At 64.9% G+C, this 15,557-nt stretch carries 17 protein-coding genes and 1 tRNA gene; 2 read left to right on the forward strand and 16 right to left on the reverse strand.

The window, feature by feature from the left end; all coding sequences use genetic code 11:
• The first annotated feature begins 21 nt into the window (after positions 1-21).
• Complete coding sequence (locus V473_RS02020; protein WP_066604873.1) at positions 22-603, forward strand: LOG family protein; 582 nt, start codon at positions 22-24, stop codon at positions 601-603.
• 132 nt (positions 604-735) lie between these two features.
• Complete coding sequence (locus tag V473_RS02025) at positions 736-1,686, forward strand: phytoene/squalene synthase family protein (RefSeq protein WP_066599949.1); 951 nt, start codon at positions 736-738, stop codon at positions 1,684-1,686.
• 138 nt (positions 1,687-1,824) lie between these two features.
• Here V473_RS02025 and V473_RS02030 read toward each other — a convergent pair whose 3' ends face one another.
• The 16 genes from V473_RS02030 to V473_RS02105 form a co-directional block, all read right to left on the reverse strand.
• On the reverse strand, positions 1,825-3,171 hold the full coding sequence (locus V473_RS02030) for an ammonium transporter (RefSeq protein ID WP_066599953.1): 1,347 nt from the start codon (positions 3,169-3,171) through the stop codon (positions 1,825-1,827).
• A gap of 13 nt (positions 3,172-3,184) precedes the next feature.
• On the reverse strand, positions 3,185-3,523 hold the full coding sequence (locus tag V473_RS02035; RefSeq protein ID WP_004209785.1) for a P-II family nitrogen regulator: 339 nt from the start codon (positions 3,521-3,523) through the stop codon (positions 3,185-3,187).
• Positions 3,524-3,678: 155 nt separating this feature from the next.
• Positions 3,679-4,254 carry a DUF924 family protein gene (locus V473_RS02040; RefSeq protein WP_066599955.1) on the reverse strand — a complete coding sequence of 192 codons (576 nt, stop codon included), beginning with the start codon at positions 4,252-4,254 and terminating at the stop codon, positions 3,679-3,681.
• Positions 4,255-4,345: 91 nt separating this feature from the next.
• Positions 4,346-5,788 carry a metalloprotease TldD gene (gene tldD, locus V473_RS02045; protein ID WP_066599957.1) on the reverse strand — a complete coding sequence of 481 codons (1,443 nt, stop codon included), beginning with the start codon at positions 5,786-5,788 and terminating at the stop codon, positions 4,346-4,348.
• A gap of 44 nt (positions 5,789-5,832) precedes the next feature.
• A complete protein-coding gene (locus V473_RS02050; RefSeq protein ID WP_066599960.1) occupies positions 5,833-6,060 on the reverse strand; it encodes a zinc-finger domain-containing protein in 228 nt (75 codons plus the stop codon).
• A 46-nt stretch (positions 6,061-6,106) separates the two neighbouring features.
• Positions 6,107-6,274, reverse strand: coding sequence for a hypothetical protein (locus tag V473_RS23945; RefSeq protein ID WP_169793903.1), 168 nt, complete (start codon positions 6,272-6,274; stop codon positions 6,107-6,109).
• Between the two features lie 129 nt (positions 6,275-6,403).
• Positions 6,404-6,479 (reverse strand) — tRNA-Val (locus V473_RS02060).
• 61 nt (positions 6,480-6,540) lie between these two features.
• Positions 6,541-7,548 carry a MarR family transcriptional regulator gene (locus V473_RS02065; RefSeq protein ID WP_082678951.1) on the reverse strand — a complete coding sequence of 336 codons (1,008 nt, stop codon included), beginning with the start codon at positions 7,546-7,548 and terminating at the stop codon, positions 6,541-6,543.
• Positions 7,549-7,780: 232 nt separating this feature from the next.
• A complete protein-coding gene (locus tag V473_RS02070; RefSeq protein ID WP_066599964.1) occupies positions 7,781-8,644 on the reverse strand; it encodes a D-amino-acid transaminase in 864 nt (287 codons plus the stop codon).
• 540 nt (positions 8,645-9,184) lie between these two features.
• On the reverse strand, positions 9,185-10,234 hold the full coding sequence (locus V473_RS02075; protein WP_066599966.1) for a flagellar motor protein MotB: 1,050 nt from the start codon (positions 10,232-10,234) through the stop codon (positions 9,185-9,187).
• 3 nt (positions 10,235-10,237) lie between these two features.
• Positions 10,238-11,101 carry a flagellar motor stator protein MotA gene (motA, locus tag V473_RS02080; RefSeq protein WP_066599968.1) on the reverse strand — a complete coding sequence of 288 codons (864 nt, stop codon included), beginning with the start codon at positions 11,099-11,101 and terminating at the stop codon, positions 10,238-10,240.
• A 124-nt stretch (positions 11,102-11,225) separates the two neighbouring features.
• Positions 11,226-12,071, reverse strand: coding sequence for a flagellin (locus tag V473_RS02085; protein WP_066599972.1), 846 nt, complete (start codon positions 12,069-12,071; stop codon positions 11,226-11,228).
• 18 nt (positions 12,072-12,089) lie between these two features.
• A complete protein-coding gene (gene flgK / locus V473_RS02090; RefSeq protein ID WP_066599976.1) occupies positions 12,090-13,427 on the reverse strand; it encodes a flagellar hook-associated protein FlgK in 1,338 nt (445 codons plus the stop codon).
• On the reverse strand, positions 13,424-13,753 hold the full coding sequence (locus V473_RS02095; protein WP_066599977.1) for a rod-binding protein: 330 nt from the start codon (positions 13,751-13,753) through the stop codon (positions 13,424-13,426). Before V473_RS02095 ends, flgK begins: the two co-directional genes overlap by 4 nt.
• Positions 13,753-14,868: a flagellar basal body P-ring protein FlgI gene (locus tag V473_RS02100; RefSeq protein ID WP_066599979.1), complete on the reverse strand. Its 1,116-nt coding sequence runs from the start codon at positions 14,866-14,868 to the stop codon at positions 13,753-13,755. Before V473_RS02100 ends, V473_RS02095 begins: the two co-directional genes overlap by 1 nt.
• Positions 14,868-15,551 (reverse strand): flagellar basal body L-ring protein FlgH, encoded by a 684-nt coding sequence (locus V473_RS02105; protein WP_066604881.1) that lies wholly within the window; start codon positions 15,549-15,551, stop codon positions 14,868-14,870. Before V473_RS02105 ends, V473_RS02100 begins: the two co-directional genes overlap by 1 nt.
• Between the last annotated feature and the right edge of the window lie 6 nt (positions 15,552-15,557).

Raw genomic sequence — 15,557 nt, forward strand, 5'->3', positions numbered from 1 at the left:
TTAGGCCCACGGACGGATATGATGAAGAGACTGGCAGTCTATTGCGGATCGGCGACCCCCGCCGACCTGACCTATATCGATGCGGCGCGTCATGTCGGACGGACGCTGGCGGAGCGGGGCATTGGAGTCGTCTATGGCGGCGGGCGGCTCGGCCTGATGGGCGCGGTGGCGGATGCGGCGCTGGAAGCGGGCGGCGAGGTGATCGGCGTGATCCCCGAAGCCCTGGTCGGCGCGGAGGTCGCGCATCGCGGTTGCACGGAATTGCATGTCGTCCAGACGATGCACCAGCGCAAGCAGCTCTTCACGGACCTGTCGGACGGCTTCGTGACGCTGCCCGGCGGCGTCGGCACGATGGACGAATTGTGGGAAGCGATCAGCTGGGCGCAACTGGGTTATCACAGCAAGCCGGTGGGCTTGCTCAACGTCGCGGGCTTCTACGATCAGTTGATCGGCTTCAACCGGCAGATGGTGGAGGCCGGCTTTATCCGCGCCCAACATGCCGGGATCATGATTCATGCCGACGGCATCGAGGCGCTGGTCGACGCCATGTCGGCCTATCAGCCGCATGAAACGATCTTCGCGATGAAGGCAGACAGGCTCTGACGATATAGAACGCATCCGTTTGCTTCGAGCGAAGTCGAGAAGCGGTTGGTGCGTTCGGTGTGCTTCTCGACTAGGCTCGAAACGAACGGACGTTGGGTGACTTTCCCTGCAAGGCAGGGCATGTCTCGCCGCATGTCCTCTTCAGTCCCCGACCGTCCCGCCCTTGTCGCCCACGCCCGCGACAGCATCGCGCGCGGCTCCAAATCCTTCGCCCTGGCATCGAAGCTGTTCGACCGGAAAACCCGTGAGCGGGCTTGGTTGCTCTACGCCTGGTGCCGCAAGTGCGATGATATCGCCGATGGGCAGGATCATGGCGGCGTGATGACCAGCGTGTCGAATGCGCAAGCCCGTCTGTCGATGATGCGCGTGCTGACGGACAAGGCGCTACGCGGCGAACCGACCGGCGACCCGGCGTTCGACGGCTTCGGCGTGGTCATGCGCGAATGCGCCATCCCCGAACGCTACGCCCACGACCTGATCGAAGGATTCGCCCTCGACGCGCGCGACTGGCGGCCGCGCAGCGAAGCCGACATGCTGCTTTATTGCTATCATGTCGCGGGCGCGGTCGGTTGCATGATGGCGGTGCTGATGGGGGTGGACCCTAACGACCGCGCGACGCTCGACCGCGCCTGCGACCTGGGCCTCGCCTTTCAACTGGCCAATATCGCCCGCGACATCAGCGAGGATGAGGCGGCGGATCGTTGCTACCTGCCGCAATTATGGCTCGCCGAAATGGACATTCCGCCGGGCGAACATATGAAGCCCTGGGTCCGGCCCCGGCTGGCGATCCTGTCGCGCCGCTTGGCGACCATGGCCGCTGCCTATGAGGACAGCGCCCGTCACGGCACCGGCGCATTGCCGCCGCGCGCTGCCTGGGCGGTGCTGGCGGCCGCCGGCATCTATGGCGACATCGCCCGCGAAGTCGCGCGCCGCGGCGAGCAGGCCTGGGACCACCGCGTTGTCACCCCCAAGCGTGAGAAGCTGGGCTGGGTGGCGCGGGCGGCGGTGCAGGTGGTCCGCCGTGCAAGTCGCTGGCCAGCCGCTGTGCCGCGCCCTGCGAGCCTCTGGACCCGCTCGGCCTGACGAAAAAAGGGCCGATGCTTATGCACCGGCGCGTCCAAAAAAAAGGCCGATGCTTACGCACCGGCCCAAGGCATGTTCGCAGGAGGAACAAGGTGAGGCGGGCGGCCCTTGCCCGACAGGCGGGCCGCCCTGCCAATCTCAATAGTTGTAGGCGCGTTCGCCATGTTCGCCGAGGTCCAGGCCTTCCAGTTCGACTTCCTGGCTGACCCGCAGGCCAGTGACGGCCTTGGCGATGAAGATGGCGATGGCGGTGCCGATGCCTGCCCAGATGATGGTCACGACGACCGCTTCGATCTGAACCAGCAGTTTTGCGCCGATTGCATAGTCTTCCGCGCCGGGGCCACCAAAGGCGGGCGAGTAGACGATGGCGGTGCCGATGGCGCCGATCATGCCGCCGACGCCGTGGATGCCAAAGGCGTCCAGCGAGTCGTCGTAGCCCAGCTTGGGCTTGACGACGGTGACGGCGTAGAAGCAGATGATCGAAGCGACGGCGCCCAGGATGATCGCGCCGAACGGACCGGAGTTGCCGGCGGCCGGAGTGACGGCAACGAGACCGGCGATGATGCCCGAACAGAAACCCAGGGCCGAACCCTTGTGACCGTTCAGCTTTTCAGCCAGCATCCAGAACAGACCGCCCGAAGCCGTGGCGACGAAGGTGTTGATCATGGCCAGCGCTGCCGAACCATTGGCTTCCAGCGCCGAACCGGCGTTGAAGCCGAACCAGCCGACCCACAGCAGGCCGGTGCCGACGCCTGTCAGGGTCAAGCTGTGCGGCGCCATCGGCTCCTTGGGGAAGCCGATTCGCTTGCCCAGGATGATGCAGGCCACCAGCGCGGAGACGCCCGCATTGATATGGACCACGGTGCCGCCCGCAAAGTCGAGCGCGCCCGCCTTGAAGAAATAGCCCGAAGCCGCCCAGACCATGTGCGCGATCGGGAAATAGACGATCGTCAGCCAGACCGCGGCGAACACCATCACGGCCGAGAATTTGATGCGTTCGACCACCGAACCCAGCACCAGCGCGACGGTAATCGCGGCAAAGGTCATCTGGAAGCAGATGAATACATATTCGGGGATTTCGACGCCTGCGGTGAAGGTCGCGGCCTGCGAAGCGGGCGTGACGCCCTTCAGGAATGCCTTGTCGAAGGTCGAGACGAAGTTGGACAGACCGCTGGTATAGTCGGGGCCGAAAGCCATCGAATAGCCATAGATCACCCAGATCAGCATCGCGAGGCAGGCTGCCGCGCCGATCTGCGTCATCACCGACAGCATGTTCTTGCTGCGCACCAGGCCGCCGTAGAAGAGGGCGAGGCCGGGCAGGATCATGGCCAGGACCAGGACGGTGGAGGTCATCATCCAGGCGACGTCGCCCTTGTCGACCGTGGCGGCGGGGGCCGCCGCATCCTGCGCCCAGGCAGGCAGCGCGGCGAACAGCGATAGGCCGGTTGCCCCCGCTATCCCGCAAAGTTTCTTGGAAAAGGTCATTATTTCCCCCTTCTTACAGCGCGGTTTCGCCGGTCTCGCCGGTGCGGATGCGCACGGCCTGACCGACATCGAGGACGAAGATCTTGCCATCGCCAATGGCGCCCGAATTGGCGGCCGCCTGGGTCGCTTCGACCACGCGCGGGGCAAGGTCGTCGTCGCAGACCACCTCGATCTTGATCTTCGGGACCATATTCGTCGAATATTCGGCGCCGCGGTAGATTTCGGTCTGCCCCTTTTGGCGGCCGAAGCCCTTCACTTCGCTAACCGTCATTCCTGCGATGCCGAGCGAGGAGAGTGCCTCGCGGACATCGTCAAGCTTGAACGGCTTGATGATAGCCATGACAAGTTTCATGTCGCCCCCTGTTACTGGTGTGCGGGGAATACTCAGCAAGAGGCGTGCCAAAATGCTAATGGCGGGTTAATGCGGGCTTTGACCGCGACGGGTCATGGTGCAGCGCCGAAAAAATGGGCAGCAACCATCCGCTGCCTAAAAAATGGGCAGATCGTCTACCAGCGTGCGCCTTCGGCCGCTGCGTCCGCTTCTATGGGCAGCGTTTCGCGACCCAAAGCGGCATTGCGATGCGGGAAACGACCGAATCGGGCGATGGTTGCATGGTGCTGGCGCGCGAAATCGAGCGACCGTTCGTCGCCCGCGCCTTCGAACAGGGTCAGCGACAATTCCTGATCCTCGATCGCCTCGCTATGCTGGAAGGGCATGTAGAAGAAAAGGCGTCCGGCGCCGCCGATCTGGATATCATAGCCTTGGGCGATCGCGCCGCGCGCCACATCCCGTGCCAGCATGTCGGTGGCGAAGGCCTGGGCAGTGCCTCGAAACATGTTGCGCGGCATCTGGTCGAACAGCAGCACCGCCGCCAGCGCATCGTCGGCCCGATCGAGGAATGTGTCGGCCGGCAGCGCCTGCTTGTCTTGCCACAATGGGCGATATTGCTGGTCGCATTGCCGGTCGAGCGCCGGATCATGGCGCCACCAGCCAGCCTCGCCCACCTGATTGAACCAGAAATCGAGCAGCGCCGCGGCCCAATCGGCCGTCACCGCATCATGGCTGTCGGTCAGCATATTCATACAAGTTCAATGACGGACAACCGCTCCGGTTCCCGCCACTCATGGCTGTAAAAGGCTCCGGTCGCCTCATCAGCGGCTGGAGTCCCGCTAGTCAGGTCGCCGTGCCGCCAACCGTCAGGCCTTCCATGAGCAGCGTCGGTTGTCCCACGCCTGCCGGCACGCTTTGCCCGCCCTTGCCGCACATGCCGATGCCTTCGTCCAGCGCCCAGTCGTTGCCGATGCCGACCACCTTGGTCAGCGCGGTCGGGCCATCGCCGATCAGGGTCGCGCCCTTGATCGGGTCGGTCAGCCGGCCATTCTCCACCTTATAGGCTTCGGTGCAGGAGAAGACGAATTTGCCCGACACGATGTCGACCTGCCCGCCGCCGAAGCTTTTGGCGAAAATGCCGGACTTCATGCGACTGAGCAGTTCGGCCGGATCGTCCTGCCCGCCCTTGATGAAGGTGTTGGTCATGCGCGGCATCGGCGCATGGGCGTAGCTTTCGCGGCGGCCGTTGCCGGTGGGCGCGACGCCCATCAGCCGGGCGTTGAGCCGGTCCTGCATATAGCCTTTCAGGATGCCGTCCTCGATCAGGATATTTTCCTGCGTCGGCGTGCCTTCATCATCGATTGAGAGCGATCCGCGGCGATTGAGGATGCTGCCGTCATCGACCACGGTGACGCCGGGCGCAGCGACACGCTGGCCGACCCGGCCGGAAAAGGCGCTGGTGCCCTTGCGGTTGAAATCGCCTTCCAGGCCGTGACCGATCGCCTCATGCACCAGCACGCCGGGCCAGCCGGGGCCGAGCAATACGGTCATTTCGCCCGCTGGCGCGGCGATCGATCGCATATTGACCTGCGCCTGGGCCAGCGCTTCGTCGATGGCGCGGTTCCAAACGGCGCGGTCCATCACCTCGTCATAGAGATAGCGCCCGCCCACTCCGAACACGCCAGTTTCGCGGCGGCCATTTTCCTCCAGGATGATGGAGACGTTCAGGCGGACGAGCGGACGGATATCGGTCGCGGTGAAGCCGTCGGCGCGGACGATCTCGACCACCGACCAGCTACCGGCCAGGCTGACCGACACCTGCGCCACCCGCGGATCGCGGGCGCGCGCGGCGGCGTCGACCTCGGCGCACAGCTTCACCTTTTCGGCGAAGGGGACGATCTCCAGCGGATTTGCGTCGGTATAGAGGTGGCGATTGGTGCGCTGGGGCGGCGGCGCGGCCGGGTTGCTGGCCGGGTCGAGCAGGGTCAGCGTCTGCGCCGCCTTGCGGATCGCTGCTTCGCTAATGTCATTGGCGTGGGCGAAGCCGGTCATCTCGCCCGACACCCCGCGCAGACCAAAGCCCGCGTCCGTCGAATAGTCGGCGGTCTTGAGCCGACCATCGTCGAAGCCGAAGCTCTCGCTCGCCCGATATTGCAGATACAGTTCGCCGTCGTCGCAGGCCTTCAGCGCCTCCGCTGTCAGGCGGCGCGCACCATCGGGATCGAGCAGGCCGGGACGATAGAGCAGGCCGCGGGCGTCGGTGAACAGGGGAGCAAGATCGGTCATGCCACTCGATATAGGGGCGGCGCTCCCCAAGCCCAACGAAAATTTTAGAGGCTGGCGCCCGACGCGATGTCCGGCTTGCCCGCGATCTCGCCATTGTCGGCGGGGCCGCCAATTAGCACGAAGCGCCGATCGCAATAACCGCAATCGACATAGCCATGGTCGTCGATTTCCAGGAAAACGCGCGGATGGCCGAGCGCGGCGGGGATGTCGCCGCTACCGTCGCATGACACGCGGGATTTGGAGACTCGGAGGATTTCGGGCGGTTGGATCATGGGATGCGGGACTAGCAGCGGCTGCGCTGCGCCGCAATATCCACTGTCACATCAATGGCGGGCGATGGCGGGTGCAGGCTGTTCGGTCGCCAGCCTTGGCCGCATCGGCGACCGGATGCCAGCGAGTGCAATCGCTGGCCGCCATCACCGCCAGCGGCGACAGCATCAGCAAAACAGGCATGATCGGGCCGCCGAAGAAAGCTGCGAATGGCATATAGTAACGATGCCGTATCGATGCTTGCTGCACGATGAACATTACGGTTGCGAATTGAAGGCGGTCTATTGCCTTCGCTCGGAAGTTTTTCCGCCACCCATTCCCGGCGAAGTCCCGAAGGCTTAAAACTGGTGGGCGATGACGGGCTCGAACCGCCGACATTCTCGGTGTAAACGAGACGCTCTACCAACTGAGCTAATCGCCCCCATTCGGGAGAGCGCCTCTCTACGGCAAAAAGCGGGCCGGTCAAGGGTGGAACATAGCGGTCAGGCGCTGAGCAGGCGTCGGCTGGCGCCGAACCAGCGGATGAGCGCATCGGCCGCCTCCTGCGCCAGGGCGATAAAGACGCGGCGGCCGTCATGCGGGTCGGCCTGGCGCTCCACCAGCCCCTTGTCGGTGAGCGTGCGAATCCAGCGTAGCGCGGTGGTCGGCGGCACGGCGGCGGCGATGCAGAGGCTCGACACCGACACCCGCTCATGGTCAAGCCGCGCGGCGAGCAGGTCCAGCATCATGTCCCAGGCGGGGTCGGCGAACAGGTCGCCGGGCAGGAAGTCCGCGCGGATACGCCGCGCGCGCAGCAGGTCGCGGACCTGGGCGGCGGTGATGGCGGGCGCGGCTTTTTCCACAGGCTGCAACGGCGCGCCGATGGGGTGCAGGGCGGGCATCCCGATATAGTCGCTTGGCCGGTCGGAAATGCGCGGCCCTAGGTCGAAGCTGGGCGTCGCCATCCGCGTCCGCTCCGTCAGCGCATCGAGCGTGCGGGCGAGCCGGCCTACCTCCTCGCTCAATTGCTGGAGCCGGGCGCCTTCCCGGTCGATTTCATGGACATGGCCGACGACCGGCCGATGTTCGCCCGCGGCGACCAGCGCCGCAGCCAGTTCGGTGCGGTCGGGATCGCAGAGCAATTGGGTATGCGGACCGCGCAGGCAGGCAAAGGCGAGTTCCACCGTCTCCCACCCGGCGACCAGGATCACCGCCATACCATTCTGGATCGCCTGGGTTTCGAGTTGCACCAGCAGCCGTTCCAGCAGCGGCGTCATGGTCGGGCAAAAGAACAGGACCGTGTCGCATTGGGCCTGAAGGTCGAGCCGGACCGGGGCGTCGGCCAGCGCAGCCACGCCCAGCAAGCGGAAGCCCGCGGCGGCAGCCACCGGCGCCAGATCGGGCGCATCCATCTGGTCCGCGATCACCAGCAGGCTGGCGCGCTCGTCCCGCGGCGCCAGCAGCGCGGTTTGGCCGATGATTGGCTGGGCGTAGGAAAAATCGTCCATCATGATCCGAATCCTGTTCTACCTTCGTTCCCAAGAATAAAGCAAGAACGGATCGTTTCAGCCCCATATAACGGCCATTATGGACGGGCTATGGAGCAAAGCCGTCATAGGCCCGCGCGCCGTGCTTGTTTCACGCCCCCTTTCGTCCAGCTTGCCGCCGTTTTGGCGGGAGAATGCAGGACATTTCCTATCCTCTCAACACAGGGTGAAGCTACCTCCATAATGGAGTTAATTGTCAGACCCCCGTTGCGCGGGCGAAATCGATGTAGAGCGCGCGCAAACGCATCGCGACCGGGCCGGGCGCGCCGTCGCCAACGCGCTGCTCGTCGATCCGCACCACGGATAGGCACAGGGTCGAGGCGCTGGTGATGAAGGCTTCCTTAGCGGCGAGCGCTTCATCGACGGTGAAAGGGCGGCGGATGACGGCGATGCCGCTTTCCTGCGCCAGCGCGGTCAGCGCCGCGCCGGTGCAGCCGGCCAGAACCGACTGGCTGTAGGGGCGGGTGACGATGCCTTCGTCGGTGACGATGAAGGCGGTGGACGATGCGCCTTCGGTGACGAAACCGTCCTCGATCATCCAGGCTTCCTGCGCGCCCGCTTCCTTGGCGGCCTGTTTCGCCATCGCCTGGGCGAGCAGGCCGACGCTCTTGATGTCGCGCCGCGCCCAGCGCAGGTCGGGCATGGTCGCGACAGCGATGCCGGCGGCGACCGCGGGCAGATCTATCAGCGGTTTGTCCTGCATGAACATGAACAGGGTCGGTTGAAGGTCTGGAGCGGGGATGAAGTCGCGGGTGGCATCGGCGCCGCGGGTGATCTGGAGATAGACGAGGCCTTCGCTCAGGCCGTTGCGGGCGACCAACTCCGTCTGCGCGGCTTCTATATCGGCCAGACTGAGCGGCAGGACGATGCCGATCGCGGCGGTGGAGCGCTCCAGCCGGGCGAGATGGCTGGCGCTGTCGACCAGCTTGCCGTCGATCACAGCCGCAACCTCGTAAATGCCGTCGGCGAACAGGAAGCCGCGGTCGAGCGGAGAAATGCGGACATCTTCTAGGGGCAGGAAGCGGCCGTTCAGATAGGCGATGGCGGTTGAGGCGGACATGGGGGTGGGTGCGATCCTTATCGGGTGGGGGCCGACCGCCGCTGTCGCCGGCCGGGTCTGCGGGGTCAAGGGGTGACGGGCAAGGACCGTCGCGGCCGGGTCATGCATCGAAGTTCACACCGTCGCTGGTGTTTTCTTCGGGGACTGAAGGGTCGATAATGGGACGGAGAAGCGTGGTGTAGGCCGGGTACGCGCTGTGTCCAGGCCTCGGTTGAGGCCCGCATAGGTATCGCGGACGCGCCGCCTGGGTCACGCCCACGCGCCAGTGACGCCATCCGGGTCACGTATGGGTTGGGGCGGGGGGCAGGGCGCTGTTCCATCCCATAGGGTAGATCAGAGAAAATCCTACATTGGAAGTATAGTGGGGAAGGGGCGGCCGCAATCGACCGACATCGGACATGTTCCCCCTCCCGCTGGCGGGAGAGGGTTAGAGGGGCAGCGTTAGTCGCAACGGCCCACCCCGCTGCGACTAACGCTGCCCCTCCCGCAAGCGGGAGGGAAATGTCCGCTTCCCGCGCTTTTTCGTCACCCTCGCTCTACTTAATGCTTGCCCGGCTTGTTCGACGTTCCCGGCGCGGCCGGGTTGATCAGCGCTGCGCCGCTGGGCAGGCCAGTGCCGCCCATGTCCAGCTTCCGCGCCTGTTCCTTCGCCACGCGCAAGGGATTGTCGCGTTCCTGGATCGCGGCCCTGGTTTCCGCGTCCGGCGCGTCGTCGTCGCCATCGCCGCCGCCGCGGGTCCAGCCCAGGATGATCGACATGCGCCGGTTCCGGGGATCATAGGCGTCGTCCTTGATGAACGGTTCGCGGTCGGCCACGCCCTCGATCCGGGCGAAGCGGGCATTGCCGATGCCTGCTTGGTTCAGTGTCTGGCGCGTCGTTTCGGCGCGGCTGGACGACAGCATCCAGTTGTTCATGGTCCGGCCCGATGCATAAGGCAGGCCGTCGGTATGGCCGCGCACGATCAGCGGGTTGGGCATGGTCTGCAACACGGTGGCGACCTCGGAGATCAGCGCGCGGGCCTGCGGCACCAGCCGGTCGGTGCCCATTGCGAACATCGCGAAATCGGCCTCGTCGATCAGGTCGATGCGCAATCCTTCGCGCGTTTCGGTAAAACGCACATTCTTGCGCAGCTTGCCCAGCCCCTTGGCGATCATGCGCTCTTCCAGGCTCTTCTTGATCGATTCGAATTTCTGGCGGTCGGCGGCGCGGGTGGCCTTGCCGCCCTGATCCTTGGTGCCGCTGGCGTCGCGCGGGATGGTGATGGCCAGATTGCCCTGGCCGCCGGTGGTGGGATAATTATCCTTCCCCATCATGCTGTCGCCACCGAACATCCCGTTCGACCCGGCCGAATTTTCCTTCATCTGCACCAGGGTCGGCGTGAAATAGTCGGCCAGGCCCTTGCGCTGCTTTTCGGTGGTCGCGCCCAGCAGCCACATCAGCAGGAAAAACGCCATCATCGCCGTCACGAAGTCGGCATAGGCGACCTTCCAGGCGCCGCCATGATGGCCGCCATGGCCTTCGACGATGATTTTCTTGACGATGATCGGCCGGGGTTCCGGCTCGTTCGCGCCGCGCTTCTTTTCCGCCATGGCTTATTTGCCCCGCATACCGTCGAACACTTCGGCAAATCCGGGCTGGTTGGCATGGGTCAGGCCCGAACGGGCGGCTTCGATCACCAGCGGCTGCGGATGGCCGTGGAGCGAGGCGATGATGATCTGCTTGACGACCTGATAGATGGCGCCGTCCGCCTCGATCACGCTGCGGCAGCGATTGGCGAAAGGATTGACCATGCCGTAGGCGAGCAGAATGCCCAGGAACGTGCCGACCAGCGCCGAACCGATCATCGCGCCCAATATGGCGGGCGGCTGGTCGATCGAGCCCATGGTCTTCACCACGCCCAGAACCGCGGCGACGATGCCGAGCGCGGGCAATGCGTCGGCCAGCCCCTGCAAATTGTCGGCCGGCTTGATCGCCTCGTGATGGTGGGTCTTGAGCGTATTGTCCATCACGTCCTCGACCGCATGGGGATCGAGCGTGCCGGACGAGATGACGACCAGGCGCAGCGTATCGCTGATCAGGTGGACCAGCGCCTTGTCCTTCATCAACTTGGGATATTCGGTGAAGATGGTGGAGCTGGACGGGTCTTCGATATGGGGTTCCAGCGCGACCGGCCCTTCCACGCGCAGCGTCTTCATCAACTTGCTGACCAGGAAGATGCAATCGAGAAAATCCTGCTTCTTATACTTGGCGCCCTTGAACACCTTGCCCAGGCCACCGCCCAGCGCTTTCAGGTCCGCGCCGCTATTGCCGATGACGAGCGCGCCGACAGCGGCGCCGCCGATGATCAGCATTTCGTGCGGCAGCGCATGCAACACGGGGCCAAGGTCGCCGCCGGTGAAGGCGAAGCCGCCGAACACCATGACGATCAGAATGACGAGGCCGATGGCTGCGAACATGATTATCCCCGATTGACGCGCCCGGAGGCGGTAGCTCCCCGCGTCGCGTGCGACGCTGTGTCCTTGTGGTTAATACGGACTGGTTAGCGTCCGGTTTAGGACCGCGCGGCTTTTTAGCGTGCGATCAGCTGATCAGGTCGAACAATGTCTGCTGGTTGATGCGGGCGAAGGCCGACTGCGCCGCGTCGAGTTGCAGCAACTGCGCCTTCACATTCGCGATCACTTCGCTCAGGTCCGTCGATTCGAGCGATGCGCGCCGTTCGGTCAGGTCGAGGTCGACATCAGTCAGTCGCGTGCCGATGACGTCCAGCCGGTCGCCCCGCACGCCCTGCCTGGCCTGCTCGACCGCGATATGGCCCTGCGCGGTCTTGACCCCCTCCAGCGAGGCGGCCACGGCTGCATCGTCGCCGCTTTGGACGGCGGCGATGCTTTGCGCCAATATCTCGTCGATCGACATCGGCACGCCATCGACGTCGATGCCTTCCGATACTTCCTGCTTCGTGCCGACGACCGCCAGGTTCAGGCCGCGGCTGACCGGCACCAGCACGCTCTGTCCGTCGTCGAAAACGGACACGCCCTGATAATCCTTCTGGTTCAGCAATTCGTCGATCGTCGTGCGAATGGTCGACATTTCCTCGGTGATCGCGGCGCGGCTGGTGTCGTTGAGCGACCCGTTGCGGGCCGACGTCACCAATTCCTGCGCGCGGGTCAGCAGATTGTCGATTTCCGACAGATTGGCCTCGGCATTGCCGGCGCGAGTGGCGCCATAGCTGATGTTGGACTGCCAGGCGGCCTGTTGCGCCTGGGCGCGGCCGATGTCGGACACCTGGACCCAGGCGAGCGAATTGTCGGACGGCTTGTTGAGTGTGATCCCGGTGGAGATCGCGGTCTGCCCGTCGACAATGTCCTGCGACAATTTCTGCTGCCGCCGGATTTCGGCGAGCATGATCTTGTTGGTGATACCTACCATGGCTCAATCCTTTCCGGGTCAGATGATGTTCATGATAGAATCGATCGTCTCTTTGGCGATCTGCAGGATTTTGGCGGAGGCCGAATAGGCTTGCTGGATGCGCAGCAGATCGGCGGCTTCCATGTCCAGGTCGACGCCGCTCACCGCTTCGCGCGCGGCGACCGCCTGGTCGTTGCGGCTGCTCGCCGTGTCATATTCCGCCTGGGTCGACGCCACCAGGGTGGCGTGGGACGCGATCAGCGTCGTCCAATTCTGCTCCACGCTGCCATTGCCGCGCAGAACGGAATTGACGGTCAGCAGATTGCCGTTGAGCGTCCCGTCCGAAGAGCGGGTCGCCAGCTGGGCAGGATCGGTGATGAGCGTGGCGACGGTCGCGGCGCTGCCGCCATAGGATAGCAATGCGCCGCCCGCTGCGCCGCCGTCGGTCACACCCTGCGCGTGCCAGGCGTTAAGGTCGGTGACGAACTGTTCGGCCAGCGTGTCCAGATCGGCGCGGCGATCCGCCACCGTGTCGGCGGCGGAAAACAGGCCGCCCAGCGTGCCGTTGGCGGGCGCGGTCAGCGCCGCGCCAGCGGCCAGGTTGAGAGAAAGCGTGCCGTCGTCATGGGTCGCCATGGACAGGTTGGTCGCGCTGTCGCCGGTGACCAGCGTCTGCCCGCCGAAACTGATCTGCGCGCTGTCATGCGCGCCAAAGCTGATGGTGACGTTCAGATTGTCCGACAGCGTCTGCAACGCCGAATCGCGGCTGTCGAGCAATTGGGCATAAGCGGAGGTGCCGGGCTGGGCGCGCAGCAGGCTGTTGTTGATGTCCGCCAGCGACGCGAGCGAGCGGTTGATCGTATCGACGGACGATTGCGCTTCCGTGGCGATGCCGCTCGACACTTGTTGCAGATCGGCGGACGTCTGGCTGAACGCTTCCGACACCCTGTTGATGCTGTCGAGCGTAGTGACGCGCAACGAGGCGTTGCCAGGACTGGCCGCCAGTTTTTCCATATTCTGGAACATGCCCGTCATCAGTTGGCCGATACCGGTGCCGGTGTCGTTCAGCGCCGTTTCCGCATCGGTCAGCCAGCGCAGGCGGGCGGTCGAACTGCCCAGCGCCATGCCGGTGTTGCGGACCGTGGCGTCGAGATAGGGGTCGGCCGCGCGATTGATGCCCGCAACCTGCACCCCGCCGAAATTGGCGCGCGAGATATAGGTCGTCATCGTTGCGGTGGACGACCCGGATTCGATGGTCCGCACCGATCGGCGCGCATAGCCGTCCGTACTGGCGTTGGCGATATTTTCGCCGATCGCGGCCATGGCCGATCGATAGGCCTTGGTGCCCGAAGCGCCGATGATGAAAAGATCGCTCATGCGCTCGTCGCCGGCGCGGGACCATCAGGGGCGGTCGGCGAGGGCGTGTCGCTCACCCGGTCGCCAAATTGTTTCAGCAGCAATTCGGCGATGCCCATCGCGCCCTTGCTGGCCATCGCGTCGGCGGTGCGGGAATCGGCCATGTCGCGAAATTGCTGGGTCGCGGCTGAATCGTCGATCCCTTCGGCCAGGCTGGCCGATCGCATCGCGCCGATCATCTGGCGCAGGAAAACGGCCTCGAACTGCTGCGCCACCTTTTGCAGCGACGCCTTGTTCGATGTTCCGGCGCTCGCGGCGGCGGGGGAGGTTGTCGTCGCTACCTGCATCACAGCACCACCAGTTCGGCTTTCATCGCGCCCGCCTGTTTCAAGGCTTCGAGGATCGCGACCATATCCGCCGGGGAAGCCCCGATCGCATTGACCGCCTTGACTATATCGGCCAGCGACGCCCCGCCTTTAAAATTAACCATAGGTTTTTTCTGTTCGTCGATGCTGATGCTGGTCGATTGCTCCAGCGCGGTCTGCCCCTGACTGAAGGGCGCAGGCTGGACGACGCGCGGGCTTTCGTTGACGCTGACGGTCAATTTGCCGTGCGCGACGGCGGCCGGATGAATCTTGACCGCGCCATTGATGACGACGGTGCCGGTGCGCGCGTTGACGATCACCTTGGCCGGCGCATCGGCGGGCGAAATCTCGATATTCTCGATCATGCCCATCATCATGATGCGATCTTCGGCGCCGGGCGCGGCGTCGATCGCGATCGACACGGCGTCCATCGCGCGGGCGCGGCGGTCGCCAAAGGCGCGGTTGACGCCGTCCGCGACGCGCAACGCCGTGGTCAGGTCCGCTTCGGCCAGGTTGAAGGTCAGCGTCGGGGCGGTGTCGAATCCGGTCGCGACCGCGCGTTCCACCGTCGCGCCGCCGGGAATACGGCCAGCCGACGGGATGTTGACCGACACTTGGCTGCCATCGGCGCCCGATACGCCCAGGCCGCCGACGGCCAGGTTGCCCTGCGCCATGCCGTAAATCTCGTTATCCGCGCCGCGCAATGGCGTCAGGATCAGCGTGCCGCCGCGCAGCGACTTGGCCTTGCCCAGCGCCGATACGGTGACGTCCAGCCGCTGTCCGGGCTTGGCGAAGGCGGGCAGGTCGGCGGTGACCAGAACAGCGGCGGCATTTTTGAGCGCCGGATTGACGCCTTGCGGCAGGGTAAGGCCAAAGCGCGAGACGACGCCCTTCATGCCCTGCGTCGCATATTCGATGCTGTCGTCCCCGGTGCCGGCCAGGCCCACGACGATGCCATAACCGGTCAGCTGGTTGGGACGGACCCCCTGGAAGGTGCCGAGATCCTTCACCCGCTCGGCCTGGGCCGGACAGGCCATCAGCGCGAAGATCGGCAGGATCAGGCGGAACAGACGGATCATGGCGTTTGCGGCTTCCATCAGAAGGGGCTGATCGCGGAGAAGAAACGCTGGAGCCAGCCCTGGCGGCTGGCATTGGCGATCTCGCCCTTGCCCTTGTAAATGATCTTGGCGTCGGCGACGCGGGTCGATGCGATGCGGTTGTCGGGCGCGATGTCGGCCTGGCGGATCAGGCCGCTGATCTGGATGAATTCGTCGCCGCGGTTGAGCGTCAGCGCCTTTTCGCCCTTCACCAGCATGGTGCCATTGGGGTAGGTCGCCGCGATCGTCACGGTGATCTCGCCGCTCAGCGCGTTCGACTGGCTCGCGGCGCCCTTGCCAGTGAAGCTGTTCTGGCCGCCGGCGGACACGTCGCTGGCGGAAAACAGCTTGGACAATATGCCGGTGCTCGGCGGCGTGATGCCGATCGATCCGTTGCGGGCGGTGTCCGCGCTTGTCGTCTTGCTCGCCTGGGTCCGCTCGACCAGAACGATGGTGATGATGTCGCCCACGCTGGTCGCGCGCGCGCCGCTGGTCAGCGGGGTATAGCCGGTCGACGCCTGGAAGATCGACCCGTTCGCCGGCGGAGCGACGGGCTGGGCGATCACGGTCGGCGCGTAGAAATCGCGCTCGATGTCGCGTTTCTTCTGCTTGGCGGCGTCGGCGGGCGACGCGGCCAGTGCGATCAGCGAAACCGCGGCGATGGTGGCGTAGGAGAGGCGCATCATCCG

Source organism: Sphingobium cupriresistens LL01 (assembly GCF_001046645.1).
GTDB lineage: Bacteria > Pseudomonadota > Alphaproteobacteria > Sphingomonadales > Sphingomonadaceae > Sphingobium > Sphingobium cupriresistens.